This is a genomic window from Saccharopolyspora rosea, assembly GCF_025643595.1.
Lineage (GTDB): Bacteria > Actinomycetota > Actinomycetes > Mycobacteriales > Pseudonocardiaceae > Saccharopolyspora > Saccharopolyspora rosea.
In genome coordinates this window covers 6,201,308-6,226,979 of record NZ_CP102826.1, presented here as the reverse complement: position 1 = coordinate 6,226,979, position 25,672 = coordinate 6,201,308, and the positions used below count along the sequence as shown (strand labels likewise).

Annotated in this window: 27 protein-coding genes; 19 read left to right on the top strand and 8 right to left on the bottom strand. The window is 72.6% G+C overall.

The annotated features are described in order from the left end of the window. The first annotated feature begins 50 nt into the window (after positions 1–50). A complete protein-coding gene (gene yczR / locus NV263_RS29035) occupies positions 51–1,487 on the top strand; it encodes a MocR-like transcription factor YczR (RefSeq protein WP_263250001.1) in 1,437 nt (478 codons plus the stop codon). Between the two features lie 245 nt (positions 1,488–1,732). Here yczR and NV263_RS29030 read toward each other — a convergent pair whose 3' ends face one another. Continuing rightward, the gene (locus tag NV263_RS29030) at positions 1,733–2,476 is read right to left on the bottom strand and encodes a hypothetical protein (RefSeq protein WP_263250000.1); all 744 of its coding nucleotides are present in this window, start codon (positions 2,474–2,476) and stop codon (positions 1,733–1,735) included. Positions 2,477–2,731: 255 nt separating this feature from the next. Here NV263_RS29030 and NV263_RS29025 point away from each other — a divergent pair, with 255 nt between their 5' ends. The 4 genes from NV263_RS29025 (at position 2,732) to NV263_RS29010 (ending at position 7,637) form a co-directional block, all read left to right on the top strand. Beyond that, on the top strand, positions 2,732–3,871 hold the full coding sequence (locus NV263_RS29025; RefSeq protein WP_263249999.1) for a S8 family peptidase: 1,140 nt from the start codon (positions 2,732–2,734) through the stop codon (positions 3,869–3,871). Positions 3,872–3,952: 81 nt separating this feature from the next. Then, positions 3,953–4,537, top strand: a complete 585-nt coding sequence (locus NV263_RS29020) for an RNA polymerase sigma factor (RefSeq protein ID WP_263249998.1) — start codon at positions 3,953–3,955, stop codon at positions 4,535–4,537. Then, on the top strand, positions 4,534–5,007 hold the full coding sequence (locus tag NV263_RS29015; protein WP_263249997.1) for a hypothetical protein: 474 nt from the start codon (positions 4,534–4,536) through the stop codon (positions 5,005–5,007). The genes NV263_RS29020 and NV263_RS29015 overlap by 4 nt, the downstream gene beginning before the upstream one ends. Beyond that, positions 4,992–7,637, top strand: a complete 2,646-nt coding sequence (locus tag NV263_RS29010) for a CHAT domain-containing protein (RefSeq protein ID WP_263249996.1) — start codon at positions 4,992–4,994, stop codon at positions 7,635–7,637. Before NV263_RS29015 ends, NV263_RS29010 begins: the two co-directional genes overlap by 16 nt. 105 nt (positions 7,638–7,742) lie before the next feature. On the opposite strand, the gene NV263_RS29005 is transcribed toward NV263_RS29010, so the two are convergent. After that, on the bottom strand, positions 7,743–8,912 hold the full coding sequence (locus NV263_RS29005) for a pyridoxal phosphate-dependent aminotransferase (RefSeq protein WP_263249995.1): 1,170 nt from the start codon (positions 8,910–8,912) through the stop codon (positions 7,743–7,745). A 139-nt stretch (positions 8,913–9,051) separates the two neighbouring features. Between NV263_RS29005 and NV263_RS29000 the strand changes: the two genes are divergently transcribed. After that, positions 9,052–10,257 (top strand): DUF445 domain-containing protein, encoded by a 1,206-nt coding sequence (locus tag NV263_RS29000; protein ID WP_263254418.1) that lies wholly within the window; start codon positions 9,052–9,054, stop codon positions 10,255–10,257. Here the strand turns inward: NV263_RS29000 and NV263_RS28995 are convergent. After that, positions 10,254–10,796 carry a CGNR zinc finger domain-containing protein gene (locus tag NV263_RS28995; RefSeq protein ID WP_263249994.1) on the bottom strand — a complete coding sequence of 181 codons (543 nt, stop codon included), beginning with the start codon at positions 10,794–10,796 and terminating at the stop codon, positions 10,254–10,256. The two genes, NV263_RS29000 and NV263_RS28995, sit on opposite strands and share 4 nt — an antisense overlap. Positions 10,797–10,894: 98 nt before the next feature. Here NV263_RS28995 and NV263_RS28990 point away from each other — a divergent pair, with 98 nt between their 5' ends. From NV263_RS28990 to NV263_RS28965, 6 genes are all read left to right on the top strand, one after another. Next, the gene (locus NV263_RS28990) at positions 10,895–11,278 is read left to right on the top strand and encodes a VOC family protein (protein WP_263249993.1); all 384 of its coding nucleotides are present in this window, start codon (positions 10,895–10,897) and stop codon (positions 11,276–11,278) included. 78 nt (positions 11,279–11,356) lie between these two features. After that, entirely contained in the window at positions 11,357–11,758 is a 402-nt protein-coding gene (locus NV263_RS28985) for a helix-turn-helix domain-containing protein (RefSeq protein WP_263249992.1), read from the top strand. A 5-nt stretch (positions 11,759–11,763) separates the two neighbouring features. Continuing rightward, complete coding sequence (locus tag NV263_RS28980) at positions 11,764–12,402, top strand: hypothetical protein (protein ID WP_263249991.1); 639 nt, start codon at positions 11,764–11,766, stop codon at positions 12,400–12,402. Between the two features lie 40 nt (positions 12,403–12,442). Next, on the top strand, positions 12,443–12,751 hold the full coding sequence (locus tag NV263_RS28975; RefSeq protein ID WP_380756181.1) for a DUF2516 family protein: 309 nt from the start codon (positions 12,443–12,445) through the stop codon (positions 12,749–12,751). Then, positions 12,745–13,491, top strand: coding sequence for an alpha/beta fold hydrolase (locus tag NV263_RS28970; RefSeq protein ID WP_263249990.1), 747 nt, complete (start codon positions 12,745–12,747; stop codon positions 13,489–13,491). The genes NV263_RS28975 and NV263_RS28970 overlap by 7 nt, the downstream gene beginning before the upstream one ends. Before the next feature lie 13 nt (positions 13,492–13,504). Then, a complete protein-coding gene (locus NV263_RS28965) occupies positions 13,505–14,053 on the top strand; it encodes a YbaK/EbsC family protein (RefSeq protein ID WP_263249989.1) in 549 nt (182 codons plus the stop codon). A gap of 18 nt (positions 14,054–14,071) precedes the next feature. On the opposite strand, the gene purU is transcribed toward NV263_RS28965, so the two are convergent. The 4 genes from purU to NV263_RS28945 are packed head-to-tail and all read right to left on the bottom strand — an operon-like array spanning position 14,072 to position 17,150. Further along, positions 14,072–14,944: a formyltetrahydrofolate deformylase gene (gene purU / locus NV263_RS28960; protein WP_263249988.1), complete on the bottom strand. Its 873-nt coding sequence runs from the start codon at positions 14,942–14,944 to the stop codon at positions 14,072–14,074. A 44-nt stretch (positions 14,945–14,988) separates the two neighbouring features. Next, on the bottom strand, positions 14,989–15,729 hold the full coding sequence (locus tag NV263_RS28955; RefSeq protein ID WP_263249987.1) for a maleylpyruvate isomerase N-terminal domain-containing protein: 741 nt from the start codon (positions 15,727–15,729) through the stop codon (positions 14,989–14,991). Between the two features lie 54 nt (positions 15,730–15,783). After that, the gene (locus NV263_RS28950; RefSeq protein WP_263249986.1) at positions 15,784–16,635 is read right to left on the bottom strand and encodes a methyltransferase domain-containing protein; all 852 of its coding nucleotides are present in this window, start codon (positions 16,633–16,635) and stop codon (positions 15,784–15,786) included. Beyond that, positions 16,632–17,150 carry a DUF2505 domain-containing protein gene (locus NV263_RS28945; RefSeq protein WP_263249985.1) on the bottom strand — a complete coding sequence of 173 codons (519 nt, stop codon included), beginning with the start codon at positions 17,148–17,150 and terminating at the stop codon, positions 16,632–16,634. Before NV263_RS28945 ends, NV263_RS28950 begins: the two co-directional genes overlap by 4 nt. Positions 17,151–17,205: 55 nt before the next feature. Between NV263_RS28945 and NV263_RS28940 the strand changes: the two genes are divergently transcribed. Together NV263_RS28940 and NV263_RS28935 are read left to right on the top strand one after the other, a co-directional pair. After that, a complete protein-coding gene (locus tag NV263_RS28940) occupies positions 17,206–18,303 on the top strand; it encodes a UDP-N-acetylmuramate dehydrogenase (RefSeq protein WP_263254415.1) in 1,098 nt (365 codons plus the stop codon). 86 nt (positions 18,304–18,389) lie between these two features. Continuing rightward, positions 18,390–19,397 carry a S1 family peptidase gene (locus NV263_RS28935; RefSeq protein WP_263249984.1) on the top strand — a complete coding sequence of 336 codons (1,008 nt, stop codon included), beginning with the start codon at positions 18,390–18,392 and terminating at the stop codon, positions 19,395–19,397. 165 nt (positions 19,398–19,562) lie between these two features. Here NV263_RS28935 and NV263_RS28930 read toward each other — a convergent pair whose 3' ends face one another. Then, positions 19,563–20,345: an SDR family oxidoreductase gene (locus NV263_RS28930; protein WP_263249983.1), complete on the bottom strand. Its 783-nt coding sequence runs from the start codon at positions 20,343–20,345 to the stop codon at positions 19,563–19,565. A gap of 238 nt (positions 20,346–20,583) precedes the next feature. Here NV263_RS28930 and NV263_RS28925 point away from each other — a divergent pair, with 238 nt between their 5' ends. The 5 genes from NV263_RS28925 (at position 20,584) to NV263_RS28905 (ending at position 25,508) form a co-directional block, all read left to right on the top strand. Beyond that, entirely contained in the window at positions 20,584–21,690 is a 1,107-nt protein-coding gene (locus NV263_RS28925; RefSeq protein WP_263249982.1) for a L,D-transpeptidase, read from the top strand. 256 nt (positions 21,691–21,946) lie between these two features. Continuing rightward, positions 21,947–23,242, top strand: a complete 1,296-nt coding sequence (gene mshA, locus NV263_RS28920; protein ID WP_380756190.1) for a D-inositol-3-phosphate glycosyltransferase — start codon at positions 21,947–21,949, stop codon at positions 23,240–23,242. Beyond that, a complete protein-coding gene (locus NV263_RS28915; protein WP_263249980.1) occupies positions 23,239–23,751 on the top strand; it encodes a type III secretion system chaperone family protein in 513 nt (170 codons plus the stop codon). The genes mshA and NV263_RS28915 overlap by 4 nt, the downstream gene beginning before the upstream one ends. Before the next feature lie 527 nt (positions 23,752–24,278). Beyond that, on the top strand, positions 24,279–24,713 hold the full coding sequence (locus tag NV263_RS28910; protein ID WP_263249979.1) for an OsmC family protein: 435 nt from the start codon (positions 24,279–24,281) through the stop codon (positions 24,711–24,713). Positions 24,714–24,764: 51 nt separating this feature from the next. Further along, complete coding sequence (locus NV263_RS28905) at positions 24,765–25,508, top strand: phosphoglyceromutase (RefSeq protein ID WP_263249978.1); 744 nt, start codon at positions 24,765–24,767, stop codon at positions 25,506–25,508. Positions 25,509–25,672 lie beyond the last annotated feature (164 nt).

Sequence of the window (25,672 nt, the reverse complement as noted above, 5' to 3'; positions counted from 1 at the left end):
AAGGCGGATTGGACTTCAAAACGAGAGCCAATCGGCATACATTGGTCTTCATGGTGTTCACTCCGTCCGGCCGCATACCCGGTGGCAAGCTGGCGGAGTTGCTCGGGGCCTGGCGGGCTTCGGGCCGTCCCTCGTCCCGGGTCCTCGCCGGGACGCTGCGGCAGCTCGTGCTCGACGGACGCCTCCCGCCCGGCACCAGACTCCCGGCCGAACGCGACCTCGCCGACGCGCTCTCGGTGAGTCGGACGTTGATCGCCCGCGCACTCGACCAGCTCCGCGAGGAGAACTTCGTGGCCAGCCGTCGGGGCGCGGGCTCCTGGGTGCGCCTCCCGCGGTCCAGCGCCGGCGACGGGCACGGCGGTTGGTATCCGGATCCGGAACTGGTCAACCTCGCAGTGGCCACGCCCGGCGCCCCGCCGGAGCTGGGGCCTGCCGCGGACCGGGCCCGGGTGCGGCTCGTCGAGCACGTGTCGGACCACGGTTACCAGCCGATGGGACTGCCGGGCCTGCGGGCGGCGATCGCCGAGACCTACTCCCGCCGGGGTCTGCCCACGACTCCGGACCAGATCCTGGTCACCAACGGCGGGCACCACGCCTTCGCCCTGGTCCTCCGGATGCTGGTGTCGCCGGGCGAACGGGTGCTCGTCGAGCACCCCACCTACCCGAACACCTTGGAGGCGCTGCGAAGTCTCAACATCACACCGGTGGCGGTCCCGATGGTCGCCACCGGCTGGGACGTCGAACAGCTGGCCGCGACGCTGCGCCAGGCCGCGCCGCGGCTGGCCTTCCTCATCCCGGACTTCCAGAACCCGACCGGTTTCCGGCTCGACACCGAGGGGCGGCACCGGCTCGCGCACGCGCTGCGCCGCACGTGCACGACCGCGGTCGTCGACGAGACGCTCGTCGACATCGACCTCACGGACGAGGAGCCGCCGCCTCCGATGGGCGCCCTGAGCGATCGGGTGATCACGGTCGGATCGGCGAGCAAGTCGTTCTGGGGCGGCCTGCGGCTCGGGTGGATCCGGGCCTCCGAGGAGTTCGTGCAGCGCGCGGTCGCCGGACGGGCGGCGGTGGACCTGGGCAGCCCGGTCCTGGAACAACTCCTGCTGCACGAGCTGCTGGGCGACGCGCCCGCCGTGCTGCGGCGCAGGAGGGAGGAGACCGCCGCGCGCCGGGACGACCTCGTCGCGGCCGTGGCGGAGCACCTGCCGCACTGGACGTTCCGGCTTCCGGACGGAGGTCTGTCGCTGTGGTGCGACATCGGCGCTCCGGTGAGCAGCCGCCTCGCCGTGGTCGCCGAACAGCACGGGGTGCGGATCGCCCCCGGCGCGCGGTTCTCCGTGTTCGGTGCGCTCGAACGCCGGATCCGCCTGCCGTTCACGTTGCCCGGACCACAGCTCGCGGAGGCGGTGCGGCGGCTCGCGGCGGCAGCCGCGGCGCTGCCGGAGCGGTCGGAGGCCGACGGGTGGCACGGCCCGGTCGCCTGACGGCGATCACCCGCCGGCACGGCCCCTCGTCGTGCCGGCGGGTGAGTCGACCGGGGTGCACCCCGGTGCCGCAGGGGCAGTGCGGCACCGGGGCCGGGGCACCAGAGCTCGACGTGCCCGGCGATCGCGGATGGCGCCGGGAACAGGCTGGTGGAGCCCCGATCCCGAGTCGGCCGGGCGCAGACGACCGACTCGGAGCCGAGTGGTGCTGACCAGGGTCTCGGCTGCGGTGCGGACGCGCAGCGTCAGTCGGGCGAAGCCGACGGTTCGAAGGACAGCAGCGAGGACACCGGCGGTTCGTCCGCGCGCGGGATCTCGGCGCGCGCAGCTGACGTCGTCCCGGGATCGCCGGGGAGGATCGCCAGCGCCCCGCGCATCTCGCCACCGGGGCCGGCCATCACGGCGGCCGACGCCGTCGGCGCGGGCGGAAGCCGGTCCGGCGACGACGGCAGCAGCGGCGCGACGTGGAGCGGCTTGTTCGGCGCCGCGACCGGCGCCGGGGCGTGCGGAGGGTGGACGTGCTGGTGCCGCGGGTACGACTGCACGACCCGCACCACCGGTTCCGCGGCCCGCTGGGGTACCGGGGCGGTGTGCGGCGCGGTGCGGGGCGCGGGCGGCGCCAGACGCGGTTTCGGCGCCGGTGCGGCCTCTTCCTCGGTCGGGACGGTGACTTCCGGCGGTTCGGTCTCCACCGGACGCGTCGCCGGCGGGTTGATCTTCGGGCGCTCGGCCGGTACGTCGACCGAGATCTCCGGCTTGGCGATCCGGGGGTGGGCGACCTCGGGCACGTGCACCGACGGCCGCTGGACCGGTTTGACGTCCGGTTTGTCGACCTCGATGCCGTACTCGTCGGACGGGCCGGTCTCCGCCGAGGCGATCGCGTGACCGCTCAGCCAGCCGACCGCTGCGACGGTGCAGACGAATGCGAGCCGGAGGGCCCACGCGCAGAGCAGCGACCAGTCACCGCGCTCCGCGCAGGTTCCGGTCACCGCCACCACCGCCTGTCGGTCGGGGCCGCGCCGCCCGGCGCGGCTCCAGCGTTCGCCAGCGTCAGCATGATTGACACCGTGCGGGGTATTCAACCACCCGAGGCCGCGTTGTTGGACTCCTGATCGCGTCCGAGTACGCGAATCGCCCGCGTGACACGCGGTCGGGGGAACCCGGCCGGGGCCGGACGGGTGAGGGGACGACATGCCGCGGCGTGTCCGCTGTGGACGGTCGTGCTGCTCGGCAGAGTGTCCGGCGTGGATCGCGAATGGGGCAATCACTTCAGTTTCGGTGAACTGCAACAGTTCTGGGCGTCCTACGGCCACGATTTCCTGCTGCACGATCCGGGCGGTGACCGCGAGTGCCTGGTCCGCCGCGGCGAGCTGATCACCACTGCGCCGGCCCTGGACCCGGTCCTGGACCGGTTCCGCAGGTGGGTCGACTCCGTGCAGCACGAGGAGGACCTGCTGGTGGCGCGCGTGCGGCTGCGTGAACGCGAGCGGGACCGCTGCATCGACATCGCGCGGGAGGCCGGGGCGCGCGCGACCGGGGTCGCCGCCAACCACGTCCACGTCGGCTCTCCGGTGATGTTCGGAACGCCGATCATGTTCGGCATCGGGGCCGAACCGCACGTTGCCGCGCCGGTTCCGGAACCGCCCGCGCCGAGCTGGGACCCGCCCGTGGTGGCCGGGGTGCTCGACACCGGTTGCGATCCGCACCCGTGGTTCCGGTCGCGTTCCTGGTTCGAACCGGTCGCCGAAGTGCTCGACGCCGACGACGACTCCGGCCAGGACCGGCAGGCGGGTCACGGGACGTTCGTCAGCGGGGTGCTGTTGCAGCACGCTCCCGGTGTCGTCGTCCGACCGCGTCGCGTGCTGTCGTCGCTCGGGTTCACCGACGACATCACGGTCGCGTCGGGGCTGCGCGCGCTGCGCCGGGAGGCCGCAGCCCGGGGCGAGCGCATCGGGATCGCGGTGTTGTCCTCCGGGTGCCACACGGCTGACGACACCTGCCCGCCGGTCCTGGAGGACGAGTTGGAGCACTGGTCGCAGACCGCGGTCGTCGCGGCGGCGGGCAACCACGCGCGGTCCCGCCCGTTCTGGCCCGCCGCGCTGTCGTCCGTGGTGGCGGTGGCTGCGACCGGGAGCGGCGGAGCGCTCGCGCCGTTCTCGAACCGCGGGGACTGGGTCGACGCGGCGGCACCGGGGGTGGACGTGACGAGCAGCTACGTGCGGATGGCTCCCGGCGGCCGGCGGACCTACGGATTCGCGCGCTGGAGCGGTACTTCGTTCGCCGCGCCGCAGGTCGCGGCCGAGGCGGCGAGCGCTCTGCACAAGACCGGCGACCTCCGGGAGGCGCGCGCCGCGGCGTGCCGGCGTTACCCGTTCGAGCGGTAATCGGCGTGAGGTGAATCTTTCGCGGCTTCCCGTTCCTCTTAAACCCGGAAAAGCCGACCCGGGTGCAGGGAGGTGCGGAACATGCATGAGGTCGCGGCGGCAGGCGGTACGGCGGTTCTGGTGCGTCGTGCCGCGGACGGTGACCAGTTGGCCTGGCGCGAGCTGGTCGACCGCAACGAGTCCGTGGTGTGGGGCGTTTCCAGGGCGTTCACCGCGAACAGCGCCGACGCCGAGGACGTCTGCCAGGCGACGTGGTTGCTGCTGGCGGAGAACCTGGACCGGTTGCGCGAGCCGGAATCGCTCACGTCGTGGTTGGTCACGACGGCCCGCCGGGAGTCGATCCGGTTGACCAAGGCGCGGCGCCGGGAGACGCCCGCGGGGCTGGGCTCGCCCCTGCTGGACCGCCCCGGCCACGGCGACGATCCGGAGCGGAAGGTGCTCCGCTCGATGGCGAACTCCCGGCTGTGGCAGGCGTTCTCGCGGCTCTCCCAGAGTTGCCAGCAGTTGTTGCGGGTGCTGTCGGTGGCGCCCGAAGCCAGCTACGCGCAGGTGAGCCAGGCCCTGGGCATGCCGCGCGGCAGCATCGGCCCCAAGCGGGGGCGGTGCCTGGCGGAGCTGCGCAAGCAGCTGCTCGCCACCGAGGTCCCGGAGGAGGCGGCGGGATGAGCTGGCTGCCTTCCGAGCTGCACGGCTTGCGGGACCTGTTCCAGAACTGCGATCCGGTGCCGGAGCACGTGCTCGACGCGGCCTATTCGGCGGTCGGGCGGCGCTGGGACGTGTCCGACCAGGCCGTTCTCGAACTGGTCGGTGACTCGGCCGAGGCGACCACGACGGTGCGGTCGGCGGCGGGACCGGAACCTCGGGTGCTGACGTTCCTGATGCCGGGCCGGATCCTGGAGATGGACCTGGTTCCCACGGTCCAGGGCATGTGCCGGGCCTCCGGCATGGTCGTCAACCGCGCCGGGCACACCCCGCCCACCGGTGACGTCGTGCTGCGGCATTCGGCCGGGCACAGCGCCGGTGAGCTCGACGCGCACGGGGCGTTCCGCGTGGAGGACGTGCCGCGCGGTCCGCTCAGCGTGGTGTACCGGCCGCTGCGGTCGGCGCCGGCCATCGCGGATTGGCTGGTCTGTTGAGCGCCGGGGTGGCGGTGCGCCCGCCGGAGGAGTCGCTCGTGGACACCGCGCTGCGGTGGCTCGACCACGCCAGCGCGGCGCCGGAATCCGCGGCGCGGCAGGCGGCTGAATGGCTCGCCGATCCGCGTTCCGGCGCGGAACTGCGGGTTCTGGCCAGGCATCTCGCCGCGCTGGCCGCGGTGGAGCGCGGCCGGATGCGCGACGCCAAGCGCCATGCCCGGCTGGGTATCGGTGCGGCCCGGCGGTCCGGGTTTCCGCAGCGGGAGGCCCAGCTCCGGCTGACGCTCGCGTGGGTCGAGCTGGACCGGGGCGAGACCAGCACGAGCTGGGAGCACCTCGTCGCGGCGGAGGCGAACCTGCCCGAACCCGACCGCGCGCGAGCGGGCTGCCTGCGCGGTCTGCTGCGGTGCCGGGCAGGCCAGTACCGCGACGCGATCACCGAGCTCGACGAGGCGTTGCGCCGACTCACCGTCGGCGACGACCGCCGGTGGGTGGCGAACGCGCTGCTCGGACGCGGCCTCGCGCACATGTACACGAACTCCCCGGCGGAGGCCGAAGCGGACCTCGCCGCGGCGGAGCGGACGTTCGCCGGCGACCGGCGGACCGGACGCGCGGCCGCCTGTCGGCACAACCGGGGCTGCGTGGCGTTCCTGGCCGGGGATCTGCCGAAGGCGCTGCGGCTGTTCGAGCAGGCGGCGGCAGCGGGACTCGATCCGCAGTCCAATCCGGAGGTCCTGGTCGACCGGGCGGAGGCGATGGCCGCCGCCGGGCTCAACCGCGAAGCGCGCGAGGTGCTGGACCGGGCGGCGTCGCTGCTGGCCGCGCACGGCAGGGACGGGCGGCTCGCGGAGACGCGGCTCGCCGCGGCCGGATGCGCTCTCCGGGACGGCGACACGGCCGCCGCCCTGGAGGACGCGACCACGGCTCGGCGGCTGTTCCGCGCGCAGCACCGTCCCGCGTGGGCGGCGCTGGCATCGGCCGCCGCGTGGCAGGCGAGGTTGAAGGCGGGCCAGTGTTCCCGGCACTCCCTGTCCGCCGCGCGGCGGACAGCGGCGACGTGCGAGGGTTACGGCTGGATCGGGCCCGCGGCTGAGCTGCGGTTGACGGCCGGCCGGTGTGCGCAACGCGCCGGGCTGGCCGCGACAGCCCGGAAGCTGCTGGCCCGGGCCGCGGAGTCGAAGGGGGATGCGCGGGTTTCGGCGCACCAGCGGGCCCTCGGGTGGCTGGCCGATGCCCTGCTCGCCGAGCAGGACGGCGACCTGGCCCGCCTGTTCGAGGCGTGCCGGGGTGGATTGCAGGCGGTGGAGTGCCATGCGGCCACCATGGCCGCCTTCGAACTGCGCGTGTCCGCGTTCGGCCTGGCCGACGAGCTTGCCGAGACGGCGGTCCGGGCCGCGCTGCGGACCGGCGACCCGAGGTTGGTGCTGCGTTGGAGCGAGCGGGCGCGGGCCAGCGCGTTGCACCGGCGGGCTCTGCGACCACCGTCGGAGCCCGGACTCCGGGAGTCGCTCGCCGAGCTGCGCTCGGCGGTGCTCGCGATGCGGGAGAGCCGGAGCCCGGCGGACGCCGTGGCGGCGGTGGCCGAGCTGGAAGACCGGGTGCGGCACCGCGCGATGCTGGTCCGCGGCGGCACAAGCGGACTTCGCGCGGCGTGGGGGATCGACGACGTGGCCGCCGAGCTCGGCGATGCCGTGCTGCTGAGCCTGTTCTCCCAAGGCGGACGACTGCTCGCGGTGTCCATTGTGGAGGGAAGGGCGCGGTTGCACGCGCTCGGTCCGGAGTCGACCGCCGAGGCGCAGGCGGGGCGGCTGCGGCATTTCCTGGCGCGTCGAGCGCAGAGCGCCTCGCCACGCGCGGTACCGGCGTTCGCCCAGGCAGCGGGCAGTGCCGCCGAGGTGTTGCAGGAACAGCTGCTCCGGCCGGTTCTCCCGGCGTTGGCGGAGGGGCGTCCGCTCGTCGTGGTGCCGACCGGGCGCCTGCACGTGCTGCCGTGGGCGGAACTCCCTGCGTGCCGAGGTCGCGGGGTCACCGTGAGCCCGTCGCTGCGGTGCTGGCTGCGGGGTGCGCGGGACGCGCGCGAGTCGGTGGGCGATCGGCAGGTGTGGATCTCCGGACCCGGTCTGGAGCACGCCGAGGACGAGGTCGCGTCCCTGCACGACATGGCCGGCGGGCGGCTGCTGACCGGTCCGAACGCGACAGCGGAACGCGTTCTGGACACTGTGGACGGAGCGGCGACGGCGCACATCGCTGCGCACGGCCGGTTCCGGGACGACCAGCCGCTGTTGTCCTGCCTGGACCTCGCGGACGGGCCGTTGTACACCTACGACCTGGACCGCCTGCACCGCGGCCCGACAACGGTGGTGCTGTCCGCGTGCGAGGTCGGCCGGTCGGCGGTGCACCGCGGTGACCAGCTCAGCGGCCTGGCCGCCACGCTCCTGGGGCGGGGAACAGCGACCGTGATCGCCAGCGTCGTGCCGGTGCCGGACGAACGCACCGCGCGCGTGATGCTCGCGCTGCACACCGCGCTGCGCGAGGGCCGAGCGCCTGCGACCGCGCTCGCCGAGGCCCAGGCCGCGCACGGCGAGTCGGGTTTCGTCTGCCTCGGGTACGGAGGTGAGGCCGACGGATGATCTGAGAAGGACCCGGTCTCGCCGCGGGCGGGGACGTGTGAGGCCCCGGTGTTGGGGGGCCGCCCGCTCTACAGGGGGACGTGCCGCGGTTCGCGGCCGGGGCGGTCACTTCAGCTTGTGCAGCCGCCGGATCGCCTCGTCGAGGACCTCATCGCGCTTGCAGAAGGCGAAGCGCACGAGGTGCTTGGTCGCCTCGGGGTTGTCGCAGAAGACCTGCACCGGGATCGCGGCCAGCCCGATCCGTTCGGGCAGCGACCGGCACAGTTCGGCGCCGTCGTCGAAGCCGAGCGGGCGCACGTCGGCGCAGACGAAATAGGTGCCTTCGCTGGCGAGCACGTCGAACCCCGCCTCGGCGAGACCCTCGCTGAGCCGGTCGCGCTTGCGCTGCAACCCGGTGCGCAGGGCCTCGACCCAGCCGAGCTCGTTGCGCAGCGCGTGGGCGACCGCGGGCTGGAACGGCGCTCCTCCGACGAAGGTCATGAACTGCTTGGCGGCGCGGACCGCGGAGACCAGTTCGGACGGGCCGCACACCCAGCCGATCTTCCAGCCGGTGGCGCTGAAGCTCTTGCCGACGCTGGAGATCGAGAGGGTCCGTTCGGCCATGCCCGGCAGCGTGGCCAGCGGGTGGTGCTCGCGGCCGTCGTACAGCAGGTGCTCGTAGACCTCGTCGGTGATGGCGACCACGTCGTTGTCGCGGCAGACCTGGGCGATCGCGGCGAGCTCGTCGTCGGTGAACACCGTGCCGGTCGGGTTGTGCGGCGAGTTCAGCACCAGTGCGCGGGTCTGCGGTCCGACGGCGGCGCGGAGCGCGTCCAGGTCCAGGCGGAAGCGGTGGTCCGGACCCTGCCGGAGCGGGACGGTGCGGCGCACTCCGCCCGCCATCGAGACGGCGACGGGGTAGGAGTCGTAGTACGGCTCGATCAGCACGACCTCGTCGCCCGGTTCCACCAGCGCCAGCATCGACGCCGTCAGCGCCTCGGTCGCACCGACCGTGACCAGCACTTCGCCGTCCGGTGCGTGCTCGATGCCGTAGCGGTTGCGGCGGTGTTCGGAGATGGCCGCGCGCAGCTCGGGCTCGCCGGCCCCGGGCGGGTACTGGTTGACGCCGTTGGCGATGGCCTCCTGCGCGGCGCGCAGCATGCCTTCGGGACCGTCGGTGTCCGGGAAACCCTGCCCCAGGTTGACCGCGCCCGTGCGGCGGGCGAGTTCGGTGATCTCCGCGAAGATCGTGGAGGTGAACGGGCGCAATCGGGAGGTGAGGGCAGGAGTACGCACGGTTGGGCAGGGTAGTCGACAACGGCGGGCAGCAGTACCTGCGCGCTCGCGCCGCCGTCGTCCGGCGCGACGCTGCCACAATCGGACTGTGCAGCAGACACCGGTCACCGACAGCGACAGGCGACGCGCCCTGCGGCGGATGAAGGCGGTCGCCGGCGGGCTGCTGCTGTTCGCCACCCTGGTCTACGTCTTGGCCCGCTGGCAGGAGAGCGCCGGTGCGGTGTGGGCGGGCTACGTGCGGGCTTCGGCCGAGGCGGGCATGGTCGGCGCGCTGGCGGACTGGTTCGCGGTCACGGCGTTGTTCCGGCATCCGCTGGGCCTGCCCATCCCGCACACGGCGATCATCCCCACCCGCAAGGACCTGCTCGGCCGCAGCCTGGGCGACTTCGTGGGCACCAACTTCCTGTCCGAGGAGGTCGTCCGCGACAAGCTGCGGCGCGCCGGGGTCAGCGAGCGGCTCGGGGGCTGGCTCGACGATCCGGACCACGCCGAGCGCGTGACCACGGCGCTGGCCGCGGCGGTGCGCGGTGCCGTCCAGGTGCTGCGCGACGAGGACGTGCAGGCCGTCGTGGAACAGGCCGTGGTGCGCCGGGTGCTGGCCCAGCCCTGGGGGCCGCCGCTGGGACGCGTCCTGGCCCAGGTGTTCGCGGACGGCTCGCACCACAAGCTCGTCGACCTCGTCTGCGACCGCGCCTACGACTGGGTGCGGGACAACCACGAGACGGTGCTGCGGGTGGTCAGCCAGCGCGCCCCGTCGTGGTCGCCGAAGTTCTTCGACGCGATCGTCGCGGACAAGATCTACACCGAGGTCCTGTCGTTCGCCTGGGCGGTCAAGACCGACCCGGAGCACCAGATGCGCAAGGCCGTCGATCGCTTCCTCGTCGAGTTCGCCGACGACCTGCAGCACGACCCGAAGACGATGGCCCGGGCCGAGCAGATCAAGCAGCAGGTGCTCGCCCACCCCGAGGTGCGCAACGTCATCTCCTCGACCTGGGAGACGGCGAAGAAGATGCTGCTCGACGCGGCCGAGGACCCGTCCAGCGAGCTGCGCGTCCGGGTGCGCGACGGCCTGCGTTCGCTCGGCCGCAGGCTCGTCGGCGAACCAGACCTGCGATCCAAGGTGGACGGCTGGGTGGAGGGCGCCGCGGTGTACGTGGTGTCCAACTACCGGGCCGAGCTGACCACGCTGATCACCGACACCGTGGAGCGCTGGGACGCCGAGGAGACGTCCCGCAAGATCGAACTCCAGGTGGGTCGCGACCTCCAGTTCATCCGCATCAACGGCACCGTCGTCGGCGCCCTCGCCGGCCTGTTGATCTACACCCTCACCCAGTTGGTGTTCTAACCCGTGTGGCGTTCTCGCCAGGACCGCGCCTTCTCCCGGTTGCCGCAGACGCGCATCGAGCACCACGTCCGCGAGCGGTTGCGCGATCGGTCGTAGAACGCCCACAGGCAGTCCTCGGCCGGGCAGATCTTGACGCGGTCCCAGTGGCCGGTGTGCACCAGGCGGGTGGCCGCGACCAGGATCGCGCCCACCGCGTCGGTGCCGGTGAGGACGGGGACGCCGGTGTGCAGGGCGACGGTCACCGGCCATGCGTCGGTGAGCACCGCCTCCGGTCTCGTCCCGCAGGACACCGCGGCGCGCATCGCGTCCCTGACCTCGCGGGTCGCACTCGTCTCCGGCGCTTCGCCCAGTTCGCGTTCGGCGCACCACTGCCGCCACTGCGCCGGGTCCGCCAGGACCTCGGTTCCCTTCTCGGCGTCGCAGGTGTTCAGGAACGCCAGGACCAGCTCGATGTCGCGTTCGATCTCCAGCCCGGTCGCGTCCAGGGCCGAGGAGCGTTCTACCTCCGGAGCGACAGCTTTGCTGTTCACGAACACCATCGTAAGTCAATAGGGGGTTGTTCTGGCCCTGCGTAACCAGCAAAATACCGGCACCGGTTAGTAACCGATCAAACCGTTTCAGTGGTTGGAGGATGGACATGTCCGCACTGCGACTGGCCGCGTTCGCGATCGACTGCCCCGATCCCCGTGCGCTCGCCGAGTTCTACGGGCGCTTGCTGGGATGGCGGATCGACGAGGCGCAGTCCAAGGAGGAATGGGTGGAGCTCGCCGATCCGGCAGGCGGTGCCCCGCTGGCGTTCCAGCGCGACCCCGACTACCGGCCGCCGACCTGGCCGGACCGCGCGACACCGCAGATGATGCACCTCGACGTGCGGGTGGGCACGCTGGACGAGGGCGACCGCCGGGCGGTCGAGGCGGGGGCCACCCGGCTGCCGCAGCCCCCGGACCAGCAGGACGCGCGCTTCCGCGTCTACGCCGACCCGGCCGGGCACCCGTTCTGCATGTGCGCCGACCCGGAGTGAGGTGCCGCCCCGGGTGCAAGCACAGTGCTTGCAATAGCTAGCGCTCGTCGTTATCGTGGTCGGCAGAGGTGATCGCCGATGGGACGCGTGGACGAGACCGTCAACAAGGCCGTGAACCAAGCGGTCAGCGACCTCGGCGACTACATCCGGACGCAACGCAACAACGCTCAGATCTCGTTGCGGCAGCTGGCCAAACGCGCCGGCGTGTCCAACCCGTACCTGAGCCAGGTGGAGCGCGGCCTGCGCAAGCCGAGCGCGGAGATCCTGCAGCAGATCGCCAAGGCGCTGCGGATCTCCGCCGAGGCGCTCTACGTGCAGGCCGGGATCCTGGAACGCCGCGAGGGCGGTCCGGTGGTGGACGCCGTCCTCGCCGACCCCGATCTCAGCGAGCGGCAGAAACAAGTGCTGCTGGACATCTACGCCTCGTTCCGGCGGGAACGCGACACCGCGGACGAGGCCACCCGGCAATCCGAGGAGTGATCGCCATGCCGGCCTTCCCGAAGACCGACGACGTCAACAAGGTGCGCGAACAGGCCCAGGTCGCCTTCGGCGAGGCCGTCGAGCAGGCCCGCACCCCGCTGCTGGCCGCGCTCGGCGCCGGTGACCTCGCCGCGCGGACGGTGACCGACGCGCTGACCAAGCTGCGCACCGAGCTCAACGAGCGCGCCGAGGGCGCCCGCCAGGACCTGCCGACCGACCTCGCCGAGCTGCGGGAGCGGCTCGACCCGGCCGAACTGCGCAAGCGGGTCGACGGCTACGCCAAGTCCGCCCGGCAGCTCTACGACTACCTGGCCGAGCGGGGCGAGGAGACCTGGCAGCGCCTCCAGTCGCAGCCGCAGGTCAAGCGCGCGTGGAGCCAGGTCGGCGTGGTCCAGGACAAGGCCGCCGAGACCGCCGAGCAGGCCGGCGACATCGCCGACGACGTGCTCGGCAAGGTCAGCCGCAGCGCCCGTTCGGCCGGGGAGAAGGCCGCCGAGAAGGCGGAGTCCGCCGCCGACACCGCGCGGGAAGCGGGCGAGGAAGCCGCGTCGACCGCGCGCAGCACGGCGCGCAAGACCGCGTCCCGAACCGATGCCGCGAAGAGCAAGAGCTCGAAGAAGTCCGCGGCCAAGTCGGACGGGTGACTCGTGCTTTTCGGACACGCGAACACGTAGGGTGGTGTCCATGGCGGCGTTGAACTGGGCCTACATGCCCGTGTACGTGTGGATTCTGCGCATCATCTGGCTCGCGGGCATCCCGGTGGGACTGTTCGCGTTCGTCCACGCGGCGTTGCAGCGCTCCGAGGCGTTCACCGCGGTGGACAAGCTGACCAAGATCGCGTGGCTGGGCATCACCGGAGCCGCCGCGGTGGTGCTCCTGCTCGCGATGGACGGTCCCTTCACGATCATCTGGATCGCCGCCCTGGTCGCGTCGTTGGTCTACATCGTGGACGTGCGGCCGAAGGTCAAGGACGTGCAGGGCAAGTCTTGGTAGCGCGCCCGGTCTCCTACGGCCGCGGTGCGCCGGTGACCCTGGTGGTGCACGGACTGGGCGCCACGGAGGGGGAAGCCAGGATTCCCGCGTCCGGTCTGCCCGGAACCCGGGTCGTGCTGACCCTGCCCGGCCACGGCAGCGCTCCCGACGCTCCGCCGGACTACTGGGACTACGCGGCCCTCGCCCGCGACGTGCTGTCCGCCGCCGACGAGGCGGGGGCGACCCGCGCGGTCGGGGTGTCCCTCGGAGCCGGGGCGCTGACCCGGATCGCCGCCGAGCACCCGGACCGGTTCGACCGCCTCGCGCTGCTGCTCCCAGCGGCCCTCGACGAGCCCCGGGGCGCGACCGCGACCCGGGCGTACGAGCGCCTCGCCGACGCGGTGGCGCTGGCCGCGAGCGATGGCGGCGCGAAGCTGCGCGAGATCCTGGCGGCCGACGTGCCGCCCGGTGTGGACGTCGGCGACCACGTCGAGCGCCGGGCCCGCGCGTTGCTGCGCTTGGAGGACGCGCTGCGGACGCTGCCGCGGCGGTGCCCGCTCGACGACGCCGCGGTGCTGGCGCCGGTGCGCTCCGATGTCCTGGTCATCGCCGCGGAGGGCGACCCGATGCACCCCACCGAGGTCGCCGAGACGACCGCGGCGGCCTTTCCGCGCGCCCGGCTGGAGGTCCTGCCGTCCGCGGCGCCGATGCTCACCCACCGCCGCGAGCTCCGGGCGTTGCTCACGGGTTTCCTGGGCTGAGTATCTTCGCGGCATGGGTGTTGATTGGTCGGTCGCGGCCGGGACGTTGGAAGTCACGTCGGCGTTGGATCGCCTCGACTTGCTCGCCGAGCCGGTCTCGGCCGCGGTCCGCGCGCTCGACGATCCCCGGATCGGGGTCACCGAGATCGATCCGGAACTGGCCGACACCGCCGCGTTCTGCGAGCAGTACGGCTCGCCGCTGGAGCTGTCCGCGAACTGCGTCGTCGTCGCCGGGAAGCGCGGCGGCGAGGTGCGCTACGCGGCGTGCGTCGTGCTGGCGACCACCCGCGCCGACGTCAACGGCGTGGTCCGGCGCCGGCTCGACGTCCGGAAGGCGTCCTTCGCCCCCATGGCCGACGCGGTGGCGCTGACCGGCATGGAGTACGGCGGGATCACCCCGTTCGGCCTGCCGGCGGACTGGCCGGTGCTCGTCGACCCGGCGGTGGCGCAGGCCCCGGCCGTCGTCGTCGGCAGCGGTCTGCGGCGCAGCAAGCTGATCGTGCCGGGTTCCGCGCTGCCGGAGCTGCCGGGCGCCGAAACCGCGGACGGCCTGGGGCGGTGACGGTCCTGCCGCGGGCCGTCAGAACACCACGGTGCGGCGGCCGTGCACCAGGACGCGGCCTTGCAGGTGGGAGCGCAGCCCGCGGGCGAGCACCACCTTCTCGATGTCACGGCCCTTGCGGACCATGTCGCCGACCGCGTCGGTGTGGTCGACGCGGATGACGTCCTGCTCGATGATCGGTCCCGCGTCGAGCTCGGCGGTCACGTAGTGGCAGGTCGCGCCGATGAGCTTGACGCCGCGTTCGTACGCCTGGTGGTAGGGCCGGGCTCCGGCGAACGAGGGCAGGAAGCTGTGGTGGATGTTGATCGCGCGCCCGGCCCACGCCTCGCACAGCTCGGGCGGCAGCACCTGCATGAACCGGGCCAGCACGATGGCGTTCGGCTCGTGCGCGTCGACCAGTGACCGGACCTCGTCGAACGCCTCGGCCTTGGCCGCCGGGTCCTTGCCGAACGGCACGTGGTGGAACGGCACGCCGTGCGCCTCGGTGATCGGGCCGAGGTCGGGGTGGTTGCCGACGACCGCGCACAGGTCGACGTCGAGTTCGCCGGAGCGGATGCGGCCGAGCAGGTCGTGCAGGCAGTGGCCCTCGCGGGAGACCAGGATCACCACGCGGCGCCGCTCGCCGGTGTCCCACACGCGCCAGTCGGCGCGGCCGTCGAGTTCGGCGGCCACTTCCGCGAACCGGCGCCGCAGTTCGTCCACGCCGAACGGCAGCGAGTCCGCCCGGACTTCCTGGCGGGTGAAGAACCAGCCGGTGTCCGGATCGGTGTGGTAACCCGCCTCGACGATCCAACCGCCGTGCTCGGCGAGGAACGTCGCGATGCGGGCGACGATCCCGGTGCGGTCGGGACAACCGAAGCTGATGACGAAGCGGCGCTCGGGAGTGGTCACAGCCCGTCATTGTCGCAGGCAGCGCGGATTCCGCCGCGCGCTGGTCAGCGTCCGGAGGCCAACGCGGCCAGCGCCGTGTCGCCGGTCACGAGCGCAGTGCTCGGTCGGCCCCACACCCGGCGGTAGACCGCGTCGGCGGTGCCCGCCACCGTCGCGTCGGCCTCCAGTCCGGTGTCGACGCGCTCGTCGACCCGCGGCGCCCGCCCCGGGCGGTACTCGACCAGCCACGCCCGTCCGGCGTCCGCCGCGTGGTAGAGCACCGACCCGGAGTCGTCCCGCTGCGACCAGTCGCCGAGCGGCAGGATCACGGTGAGGAACTCGTCGACGCCGTCGGCGGCCAGTTCGGGGTCGAAGATCAGGTCGTGCACGTGGTCCGGGCCGAGCCCGGCCAGGGCGTGTTCGGCGTCGAGGCGGTGGATCGCGGTCTCGTGCGCCATCCGCCGGGTCCAGCGGGGCGCGTCGCCGCCCGGGAAGAACGCCCACACCGGGCGCTCCGGATCCACTGTGGACAGTTCGGTCAACACCTCGGAAAGGCGGTCGTCGAACCAGATCAGCGCGTCGTCGAAGTCCGCGGGCGGGCGCGGCGCGGAAGGCGCTGCGGCGTTCGGCTCGGTGCGCAGGGCCAAGGCGACCATCGCGTACACCCGCGCCACGTGCTGCACCAGCTTCCGCACGTCCCAGCCGGGACAGGTGGACACCAGCGTGTCCGGCCCGGCCTGCAGCGCGGCGGTGCGCAACGCCGCGGCCTGCTCCTTCAACGCCCGGTGGTGGAAGTCACTGGCCATGCCCGGAGTGTAGAAGCCGCCGCAACGCAGCAGCGGTGCTCGACGGGGGCGTCCTCACGGTGCCACCGCGGACCAGTCCACGGTGACCTCACCGAGGCGCCAGCGGCGCTCGCGGTCGCGGACCGGCCAGCCGCGCTCGGCGAACGCGCGGATCGCGTGCGCCCACCGGGTGCGCGGGCCGAACGGGGAGAGCGGGGCGGCCTGCGCCCAGCAGGCGTCGAGGTCGGCCAGCATCGCGTGCACCCGTTCTCCGGGCACGTTGCGGTGGATCAGCGTCTTCGGCAGGCGTTCGGCCAGGTCGGACGGGCGGTCGAGATCGGCGGGGCGGCACGCCAGGGTCAGGGTGCGCGGCCCGGCGCGGTCCAACGTCACCCAGCAGCACCGGCGGCCGATCTCGTCGCAGGTGCCCTCGACGAGCAGGCCGTCCGGGGCCAGCCGCGCGCACAGCTCCTCCCACGCCTGCCACGCCTCCGGTTCGGTGTACTGGCGCAGCACGTTGAGCGCGCGCACCAGCGAGGGGCCGTCCGACCCGGCGACACCGGCCGCCAGACCGGCGAGTTCGAAGCCGCCGCGGCGGAACTCCAGCGCCGGGGGATCGGCCACGGCCTTGCCCGCGGCGACCCGGTCCGGGTCGATCTCCAGGCCGACCACGCGGACCCCGGGCCGCAGCGGTCGCAGCCGCGTGGCGAGCTCCACCGTGGTCACCGGGGTCGCGCCGTAGCCCAGGTCGACCACCAGCGGGCACGCGGCGTCGCGGACCGGGCGGTGCACCCACGGCGTGCCGGTGATCCACCGGTCGACGCGCCGCAGCCGGTTCGGGTTCGTGGTGCCCCTCGTGGGCACACCCAGGGCGCGGGCGCGTCCGGCGGCCAGCCGGGGATTGCGCTTCTTCGGGACCGAACTCATGCGTGGCGGGCCAGCCACTCGGTCATGAAGTGCTCCTCGGCGACCAGGAGCTTCTGCACCTGGTCGGCCACGATGTCCTCAAGCTTGCCGCCGAGGAACGGCAGGGACACCCGCACCGCGCCGGAGACGACGAACTCGCTGACCGCGGAGGTGTCGGGGTCACCGAGGTCGCGCAGCCACATCGATCCGGTGATGCTGCACGGCGCCCCGGAGATCTCGGCGGCCACCTCGCCGCTGTAGTGGCCTTCCTCGGCCTGCCGCCACGACTCGCTGCGGTCGATGGTCAGGTCGCTGCCGACGACCGTGCGCGCCACGGCGGGCAGCTCGTCGGAGGGCACTCCGTGCCGGACCTGGAACCGCACGCCGTCATCGGTCTCCTCGTGGGACACCAGCGCCGAGCTGGCACCGCCGAGCTCGTTGAGCCGGTCGATCAGGAAGTCGACGTCGACCAATGCCGCGTACACCTGGGCGGCGGCCCACTCGGAGGTGCTGCGGTGCTCGATGCGGCGTGCCATGCAGCGGAGGTTACCTTTGGCAACCGTGAACCCCTCCACGTCCGGTGCCGAAGAGATGCGCGGCGACACGCCGCTGCCCGGCGAACACGCCGGTGGCGACGTCTCGCTGGCGGGCTACACCACACTGCGGCTGGGCGGTCCGGCGACCGGCCTGGTCGTGGCCGAGAGCTCCGAGCAGCTCGCCTCGGCGGTGCGCGCGGCCGACGCCGGCGGGCACCGGCTGCTGGTGCTCGGCGGCGGGTCCAACGTCGTCGTCGCGGACGAGGGTTTCGCCGGTCACGTGGTGCGGATCGCCACCCGCGGGCGGCACTACGACAGCGTCGGCGATGGGATGGTGCAGCTCACCGTCGAGGCCGGGGAGGACTGGGACGAGGTCGTCGCGGACACCGTCCGGCAGGGACTCGGCGGCTTGGAGTGCCTGTCCGGCATCCCCGGGCTGACCGGCGCCACTCCGGTGCAGAACGTCGGGGCCTACGGCATCGAGGTGTCCGAACCGCTGGTGTCGGTGGACCTGCTGGACCGCCGCACCGGCCAGATCCGCACCGTCGCGGCCGAGGAACTCGGCCTGACCTACCGCAGCAGCGTCCTCAAGCGCAGCGAGGCCGCGGTGGTGCTGCGGGTGCGGTTCCTGCTGCACGACGGCGGGCGGTCGGCGCCGATCCGGTACGGCGAACTGGCCCGGGTGCTCGGCGTCGAGCCGGGCGAGCGGGTCGACGTGGCCGCCGCGCGGGAGGCGGTCCTGCGACTGCGCCGGGGCAAGGGCATGGTGCTCGATGTGGACGACCACGACACCTGGAGCGCGGGTTCGTTCTTCACCAATCCGATCGTGCCCGCCGGCGAACTCCCCGAGGTGCTGCGGCGGATCGCCGGACGAGTCGGCGCGGACGAGCGGATCCCGCAGTTCCCGGCGGACGGCGGCACCAAGCTCTCCGCGGCGTGGCTCATCGAGCGCGCCGGGTTCGGCAAGGGCTACCCGGGACCGGGCGGCCGGGTGCGACTGTCCACGAAGCACACCCTCGCGCTGACCAACCGGGGCGCCGCGACCACCCGCGACCTGCTACTTCTTGCGCGTGAAGTTCGCGACGGGGTCCGCGCGGCGTTCGGCGTGTCACTGGAACCCGAGCCAGTATTGGTGGACTGTTCGCTTCAGTGAGCGGGGAGCTGAACGGCCGTAAGGGTGACTCTTCGTGACTGGAACATAACCCTGAGTGTTAAATGGTGTAGGTGGAGGGGGCCACCATGCTGAGCATCAGGGAACTGAGGGATCGAGCGGTCATCCGCCCGATCAAGCGCGCGGTCGAGGACCAACTGCTCGATCTGCCCGGGGTCACCGGGGTCGACATCGGTGAAAAACACCGTGCCGGACGGCGGACCGGCCAGCAAGTCATCGTCGTCTCGGTCGTCCGGAAGCGACCGTCCGACGATCTGCCGTCCGAGGTGCGGATTCCCGACGACGTCTTAGGCATCCCGACCGACGTCGTCGAGGAGCACCCGGTCCTGCAGCACATCCACTGCGACACGCGGGATCCGCTGCCTCCCCGGCAGCGCCGCGGCGACCGCTCCGGGATGGTGTGCGGTGGTTCCGGGATCTCCCCGTGCCGCGGGGTTCGGCTCGCGCCGCCGGATGTTCCGGTGGCGGGCGAGTACCGGCGCGTGGGCACGCTCGGAATGCTGGTCACCGGCAACGCGCCCGCCGTGGTCACGATGGGGCTCACCACGTTCGACGTGGCCTGCCTGGACGACGCGTGGTCGGTCGGTGACCGGATGGCCGAGCCCGGTCAGGAGCGGGTGCAGGCCGATCTGGCGCGTGCCGCGCTGTCCGGGCGGGTGGACGCGGCGGCCGTCACCATCGCCACCGGACTGGAAGCGAGTTGCCTGGTCGACGGTTTCGGTCCGGTGACCGGCGCCGGCACCGCCTATCCCGGTGAGCGGGTGCACAAGTCCGGATTCGGCACCGGGTTGACCTCGGGAGTGGTCACCTCGACCGACGCGACGCTGCGGATCGACCACGGGGAGGCCCTGGGCGTGCGGGTGCTGCGCGAGCAGATCCGCATCGCCGCGTCCGATGTGCGGTTCTGCGGTCCCGGGGACGCCGGTGCGGCCGTGCTCGACGCGGACGGTCGCGTGGTCGGGCTGCACGTGGCCGGTGCCCGCGACGGCGCGGTCGGTTTCGCCAGCCCCATCGGCGACGTGCTCACCGAACTCGACGTCGAGCTGTGCGCCGAACCGCAGCGGATCCGCGTGTGACCGGCCCGCCCGCCCGTCACCCGACCACCGCCCCCCACGGAGGCGCTGCGCGCCGCGGTGCCCGCCCGTCACCCGACCACCGCCCCCCACGGAGGCGCTGCGCGCCGCTTGTGAAACAGATCCCAGCCCTCGGTGCGGACGAGCCGGTCGACGCGCGGTGCTGCGCTACTCGGCGCGGTGAACCCTGGTGGGCGACGCCTGGTCGCGTGGTTTGAGCTCGATGAAGTCGAGGTCCACATGGGACGGTCGGGTCACCGCGAAGGCGATGACGTCGGCGACGTCGTCACTGGTCAACGGCGTGTAGCCGTGGTAGACGGCGGCGGCCCGATCCGTGTCGCCGCCGAAGCGGACCTCGGAGAACTCGGTTTCCACCAGGCCCGGCGCGATCTCGGTGAACCGCACCGGATCGCCGAGGTGTTCGCCGCGCAGCGTCCGGTGCAGCGCCGCCTGCGCGTGCTTGGCCGAGGTGTAGCCGGAACCGTTGTCGTAGACGTTCGACGCCGCCACCGAGGTCACCGTGACCAGGTGCCCGTCACCGGAGGCGATCAGCTTGGGCAGCAGCGATTTGGTGAGCCGCAACGTGCCCAGCACGTTCGTCTCCCACATCCAGCGCCAGTCGTCCTCGACCGCGTCGACGACCTTGGCCAGTCCCTTCGCGCCGCCCGCGTTGTTCACCAGGACGTGGCATTCCGGGATCCGCTCGACGAACGCGTCCACCGAGTCCGGCTCGGTGACGTCCAACGGCAGTGCGGTGGCCCCGGTTTCGGCCGCGAGCTCGGTGAGCCGGTCGGTGCGGCGTGCGCCCACGACCACGTGGAACCCCTCGGCCGCGAGCCGTCGCGCGGTCGCCGCACCGATGCCGGAGCTCGCCCCGGTGACCACGGCGGTGCGGCCCGCTCCGGGGCCGTCGCCGTTGCGTCGGGTGGCGTCGGCGCGCGGCTGGTCCATGTTCGGCTCCTCTCGCGAAGTCGGCTCTCGTCCCTCACTTTGTCAGTACCGGTGCGTGCCGGTGGCGGGGCGGCCCGCGGTCGGCCGAGTGGTGTGACGCGACACACTGGACAGACGGGACATCTTTTCGGTTCTTCGCACGTCTATGAATACGGTTCAGTTTTTTCGAGGGGATCGAGGTCAGACAGTGGTGAGGGGTTCGAGGCAGCGGCCGGGGTGGACCGCACTGGTGGGAGCGTTGACCGTAGTGCTGCTGTTGTCGGGCTGCGGCTCGTCGGGCACCGACCCCGGAAAACCCGCCGGCCCGGTGGCCGGGCTCGCCCTGGAACCGGGCAACGGCGCCGGCGACGTCAACCCGACCGCCCCCATCCGGGCCACCGCCCAGCGCGGCCGGTTCGACGAGATCGCGTTGACCAACGCCGACGGCAAGCAGGTCGCCGGTGAGCTCAGCCCGGACCGGACGACCTGGCACGCCAGCACGCCGCTCGGCTACGGCGGGACCTACACCTGGTCCGGCCGGATCACCGGGCAGGACGGCAAGAGCGTTCCGGTGCGCGGGCAGTTCAGCACCCTCAAGCCGGACCAGACCGTGCGCGCCACGGTCAACCCCATCGACAACGCCGAGGTCGGCATCGCCATGCCGATCAGCGTCAAGTTCGACGAGCCGGTCAAGGACAAGGCCGCCGTGCAGCGGGCGCTCAAGGTCGACACGTCCGTCCCGGTCGAGGGCGCGTGGGCGTGGCTGTCGGACGAGCAGGTCGACTGGCGGCCGAAGAACTACTGGCCCGCGCACACCCACGTCCGGGTCAGCGCCGACCTCTACGGCGTGCCCTACGGCGACGGCGCGTACGGACTGGCGGACCTGACCACCGAGTTCAACATCGGACGCGCGCAGGTCGTCAAGGCCGACGTGCGCACGCACCAGCTGGTCGTGGAACGCGACGGCAAGCAGGTCGCCACCTACCCCGCCAGCTACGGCGAGGAGTACGACCCGGGGCGCAACACCCCCAACGGGACCTACATCGTGATGCAGAAGGACCCCGTGGAGATCATGGACAACCCGCGCTACGGGTACCGCAACGTCCGCAAGACGTGGGCGGCGCGGATCTCCAACCACGGCGAGTTCATCCACGAGAACCAGGAGAACGCCTGGGCGTTGGGCAAGGTCAACAACTCGCACGGCTGCATCAACCTCAGCGCCGCGAACGCCAAGGCGTACTACGACAGCGCCCTGATCGGCGATCCGGTCGAGGTCACCGGCTCGGCCAGCACGATGGACCCGGGCTACGACGTCTACGACTGGCTGCTGAACTGGGACCAGTGGACCAAGAAGTCCGCTGCCTAGCGCCCGGTCGGCGGACTCGTTCCGCGTGGTGGTGCCGACCGCGTGCTCGGGGACGCGGTCGGCACCGCTGTTGACCACTGTGTGAGTAGCACCACCTGCTGCGCTCGGAGTCGCCGGTCAGGCCGGGGGCGAGCGGTAGCGTCGGCGGCGCCTCGACGGTGACCGCGCCGCAACGGGAATGTTTCCGCGCCGCTCGCTGTCGGGGATGACGGCCCCGAAAGGCTCGGGCCGCCGGACCGCTTGCGATGGGCAGCAGATGACACGCAGAACACTACGGATGCGGCCGCGACGCGCCGCCGTCTTCTCGTTGCACACCTCCCCGCTGGAACAGCCCGGCACCGGTGACGCCGGCGGGATGAACGTCTACATCGCGCAGACCGCCAGGCGGCTGGCCGAGTTCGGCACCGAAGTGGAGATCTTCACCCGCGCGACCTCGTCGGACATCCCCCCGGTCGCCGAGCTGGCGCCCGGTGTGATCGTGCGCAACGTCGTCGCCGGGCCGTTCGAGGGGCTCGACAAGAACGACCTGCCGTCGCAGCTGTGCGCGTTCTCCGCCGGAGCGCTGCGGGTCGAGGCGCGGCACGAGCCCGGCCACTACGACATCGTGCACTCGCACTACTGGCTGTCCGGGCAGGTCGGGTGGTTGGCGCGGGAGCGCTGGGGGGTTCCGCTGGTGCACACCGCCCACACGCTCGCCAAGGTCAAGAACGCCGCGCTGGCCGAAGGCGACGCGCCGGAACCGCGCGTCCGCGTCATCGGTGAGGAGCAGGTGGTGGCCCAGGCCGACCGGCTGGTGGCCAACACCGAGTTCGAGGCGCGCGAGCTCGTCGAGCGCTACGGGGCCGACCCGGAAGCGGTGGCGACCATCCCGCCCGGTGTCGACCTGGACCGGTTCACGCCCGGGGACCGGGCGCGGGCGCGGGCGTCGCTCGGGCTCCGGACGGACTCGGTGGTGCTGGCGTTCGTCGGGCGGATCCAGCCGTTGAAGGCCCCGGACGTGCTGCTGCGGGCGACCGCGGAACTGCTCGCCCGCCATCCCGAGCTGCGCGAGCGGCTGGTGGTGCTGGTCGTCGGCGGGCCGTCCGGCAGCGGACTGGAACGTCCCCGCGCGTTGCAGGAACTGGCCGCCGGGCTGGGGATCACCGACGTCGTGCGCTTCCTCCCGCCGCAGGGCGGTGACGCGTTGACCGCGGTGTACCGGGCGGCGGACGCGGTGGCGGTGCCCAGTTACAACGAGTCCTTCGGGCTGGTCGCGCTGGAGGCGCAGGCGTGCGGCACGCCGGTGGTGGCCGCGGCGGTCGGCGGTCTGCCGGTGGCCGTCGACGACGGCGTGTCGGGGCTGCTGGTGCACGGCCACGAGACCGGGCAGTGGGCCGACGCGCTCGCGTCGATCGTGCGGGACCCGGCGCTGCGCGACCGGCTGGCCGGGGCGACCACCGCGCACGCCGACCGCTTCTCGTGGGAGCGCACCACCGAGGCGCTGCTCGACACCTACGCGCAGGCGAAGATGGCCTTCCACTCGCAGTTGCCGATCCGGGAGGTGACGGCGTGAGCCTCGACGCAGTGATCAGGTCCGCCCTGGACGCCGGCGGCCTGGAATACCGGGACGAGGGCGCCGGGCGGTTCTTCGTCACGTTGCCCGGCACCAGGAAGTTGCAGACCAACTGCTGGTTGATCGAGGCCGAGCACGCGCTCGTCGTGGAGGCCTTCGTGTGCCGCCAGCCGGACGAGGCGCACGAGGAGGTGTACCGGTACCTGCTGCGGCGCAACGCGCGGCTGTACGGCGTGCACTACACGATCGACGGCAACGGCGACATCTACCTGGTCGGGCGCATCGGCAAGCACGCGGTGACCGCCGAGGAGCTCGACCGCGTCCTCGGCCAGGTCCTGGAAGCCGCCGACGGCGACTTCAACACGCTGCTCGAAATCGGGTTCGCCACCGCCATCCGGCGGGAGTGGGGCTGGCGCGAGTCGCGCGGTGAGTCGCTGGCGAACCTGGAGCCGTTCCGCCGGCTGGTGGAACGCGACGGCGCGGTCCGGCCGCTGCACGATCGGACCTAGCGGTCCGCGGGGACCCGCGCGGGGCGGCTCGGGAGAGAGGGGGAGTCGCGAGCTCGAACCGCCCCGCGGGTGGTCCCGCCTGACGGGCCGTGGGCGGGGGGCACCCTGGGCCCGGCGGGGCGCGGCCCGATGGGGGAAAGCGAACCGCGCTCGCGCTCTCGTTGATCGGGGAGTGCGTGGGAGCCGATCAAGGAGAGCGTTGCCAAACTTCGCAGAGTCTCCGGGCCGCCACAAGGCCGCCACATTGCTCCATTCGTGTGATGTTTGGCAGGAAAAGTAACGCTCAGGAATCAAAAACCCCTCTGTTGGTCAACGACAGTGACGGCCGCCACTTTCGTGTCACGGCGCCGCGGTGATCAGATAACTCTCAGGTGACGACCACAACCAAAACTGCGGCTCAGCGCGGGCTGCGGGAAGGTGGGGGAACGGGGCGCGAGCGACGCCCGAGGAGTCGCCCCGGGGGCGCGTCACGAGCACTCGTGCACGCCGACCGGGCGCGGGTGCCCCGCACCGACACGGAGTCCGCGATGACCGACCGCAACGCCACCACCCAGTGGGCCGGAGACCTCAAGTCCGGCTCCGGCTCCGTCAAGCTCGACTCGTCCGGGGCGGGCGACTTCCCCGTCACGTGGGCCTCCCGCGCCGAGAGCCCGGACGGGCGCACCAGCCCGGAGGAACTGATCGCCGCCGCCCACTCCGCCTGCTACTCGATGCAGCTGTCCGGCCTGCTCACCGCGGCGGGCACCCCGCCGGAGTCGATCGGCACCAGCGCCCAGGTGTCCTTCGGCCCGCGCGGCGACGGCTTCGCCATCACCGGCATCGAACTGACCGTGCGGGCCCGCGTGCCGGGGTTGGACGAGGACAAGTTCCAGCAGGCCGCGCGCCGCGCGAAGGAGATCTGCCCGGTGTCCGTGGCGCTCGCCGGGACGGCCATCAGCCTGCAGGCCACGCTGGAGCGGTGAGGCGCCGCACTGCCGGGCCAGGCCCTCCCGCGGCTGGAATAACCTGGGGACATGACTGCGACCCTGGTGCTGCTGCGGCACGGTGAGAGCACGTGGAACGCCGAGAACCTGTTCACCGGCTGGGTGGACGTCCCGCTGTCGGAGAAGGGTGAGAACGAGGCCCGGCGCGGCGGCGAGCTGCTGCGCGACACCGGGCTGCTGCCGGACGTGGTGCACACCTCGCTGCTGCGCCGCGCCATCTCCACCGCGAACATCGCCCTGGACGTCGCCGACCGGCACTGGATCCCGGTGCGCCGCGACTGGCGGCTCAACGAGCGCCACTACGGCGCGCTGCAGGGCAAGAACAAGAAGCAGACGCTGGACGCCTACGGCGAGGAGCAGTTCATGCTCTGGCGCCGGTCCTACGACACCCCGCCGCCGGAGATCGAAACCGGCAGCGAGTACAGCCAGGACGCCGACCCGCGCTACGCCGACCTGGGCGCGGACGTCCCGCGCACCGAGTGCCTGAAGGACGTCGTGGCCCGGCTGCTGCCGTACTGGGAGTCGGCGATCGTGCCCGACCTGCGGGCCGGGCGGACCGTGCTGGTCGCCGCGCACGGCAACTCGCTGCGCGCGCTGGTCAAGCACCTCGACGGGATCTCCGACAGCGACATCGCCGGGCTGAACATCCCCACCGGTATCCCGCTGCGCTACGACCTCGACGAGGACTTCCGGCCGACCGTGCCGGGCGGCACCTACCTCGACCCGGAGGCCGCCGCCTCCGCCGCCGCGGCCGTCGCGAACCAGGGGCGCTGACTTCGCCGCCGGTCCTGCGGGTGTGGTCGCGGTTCCGCGCGGAGCCGCGGCCTCACCTGTCCCGGTGAAGGTGAACCGGTGCACAGGCCCGGGTGAAGCCGAGGTGAAGAACCCGCGTTTTCGTGTCACGGGCATCACGGAACGCCCTCGTTGGGTGGCATCGC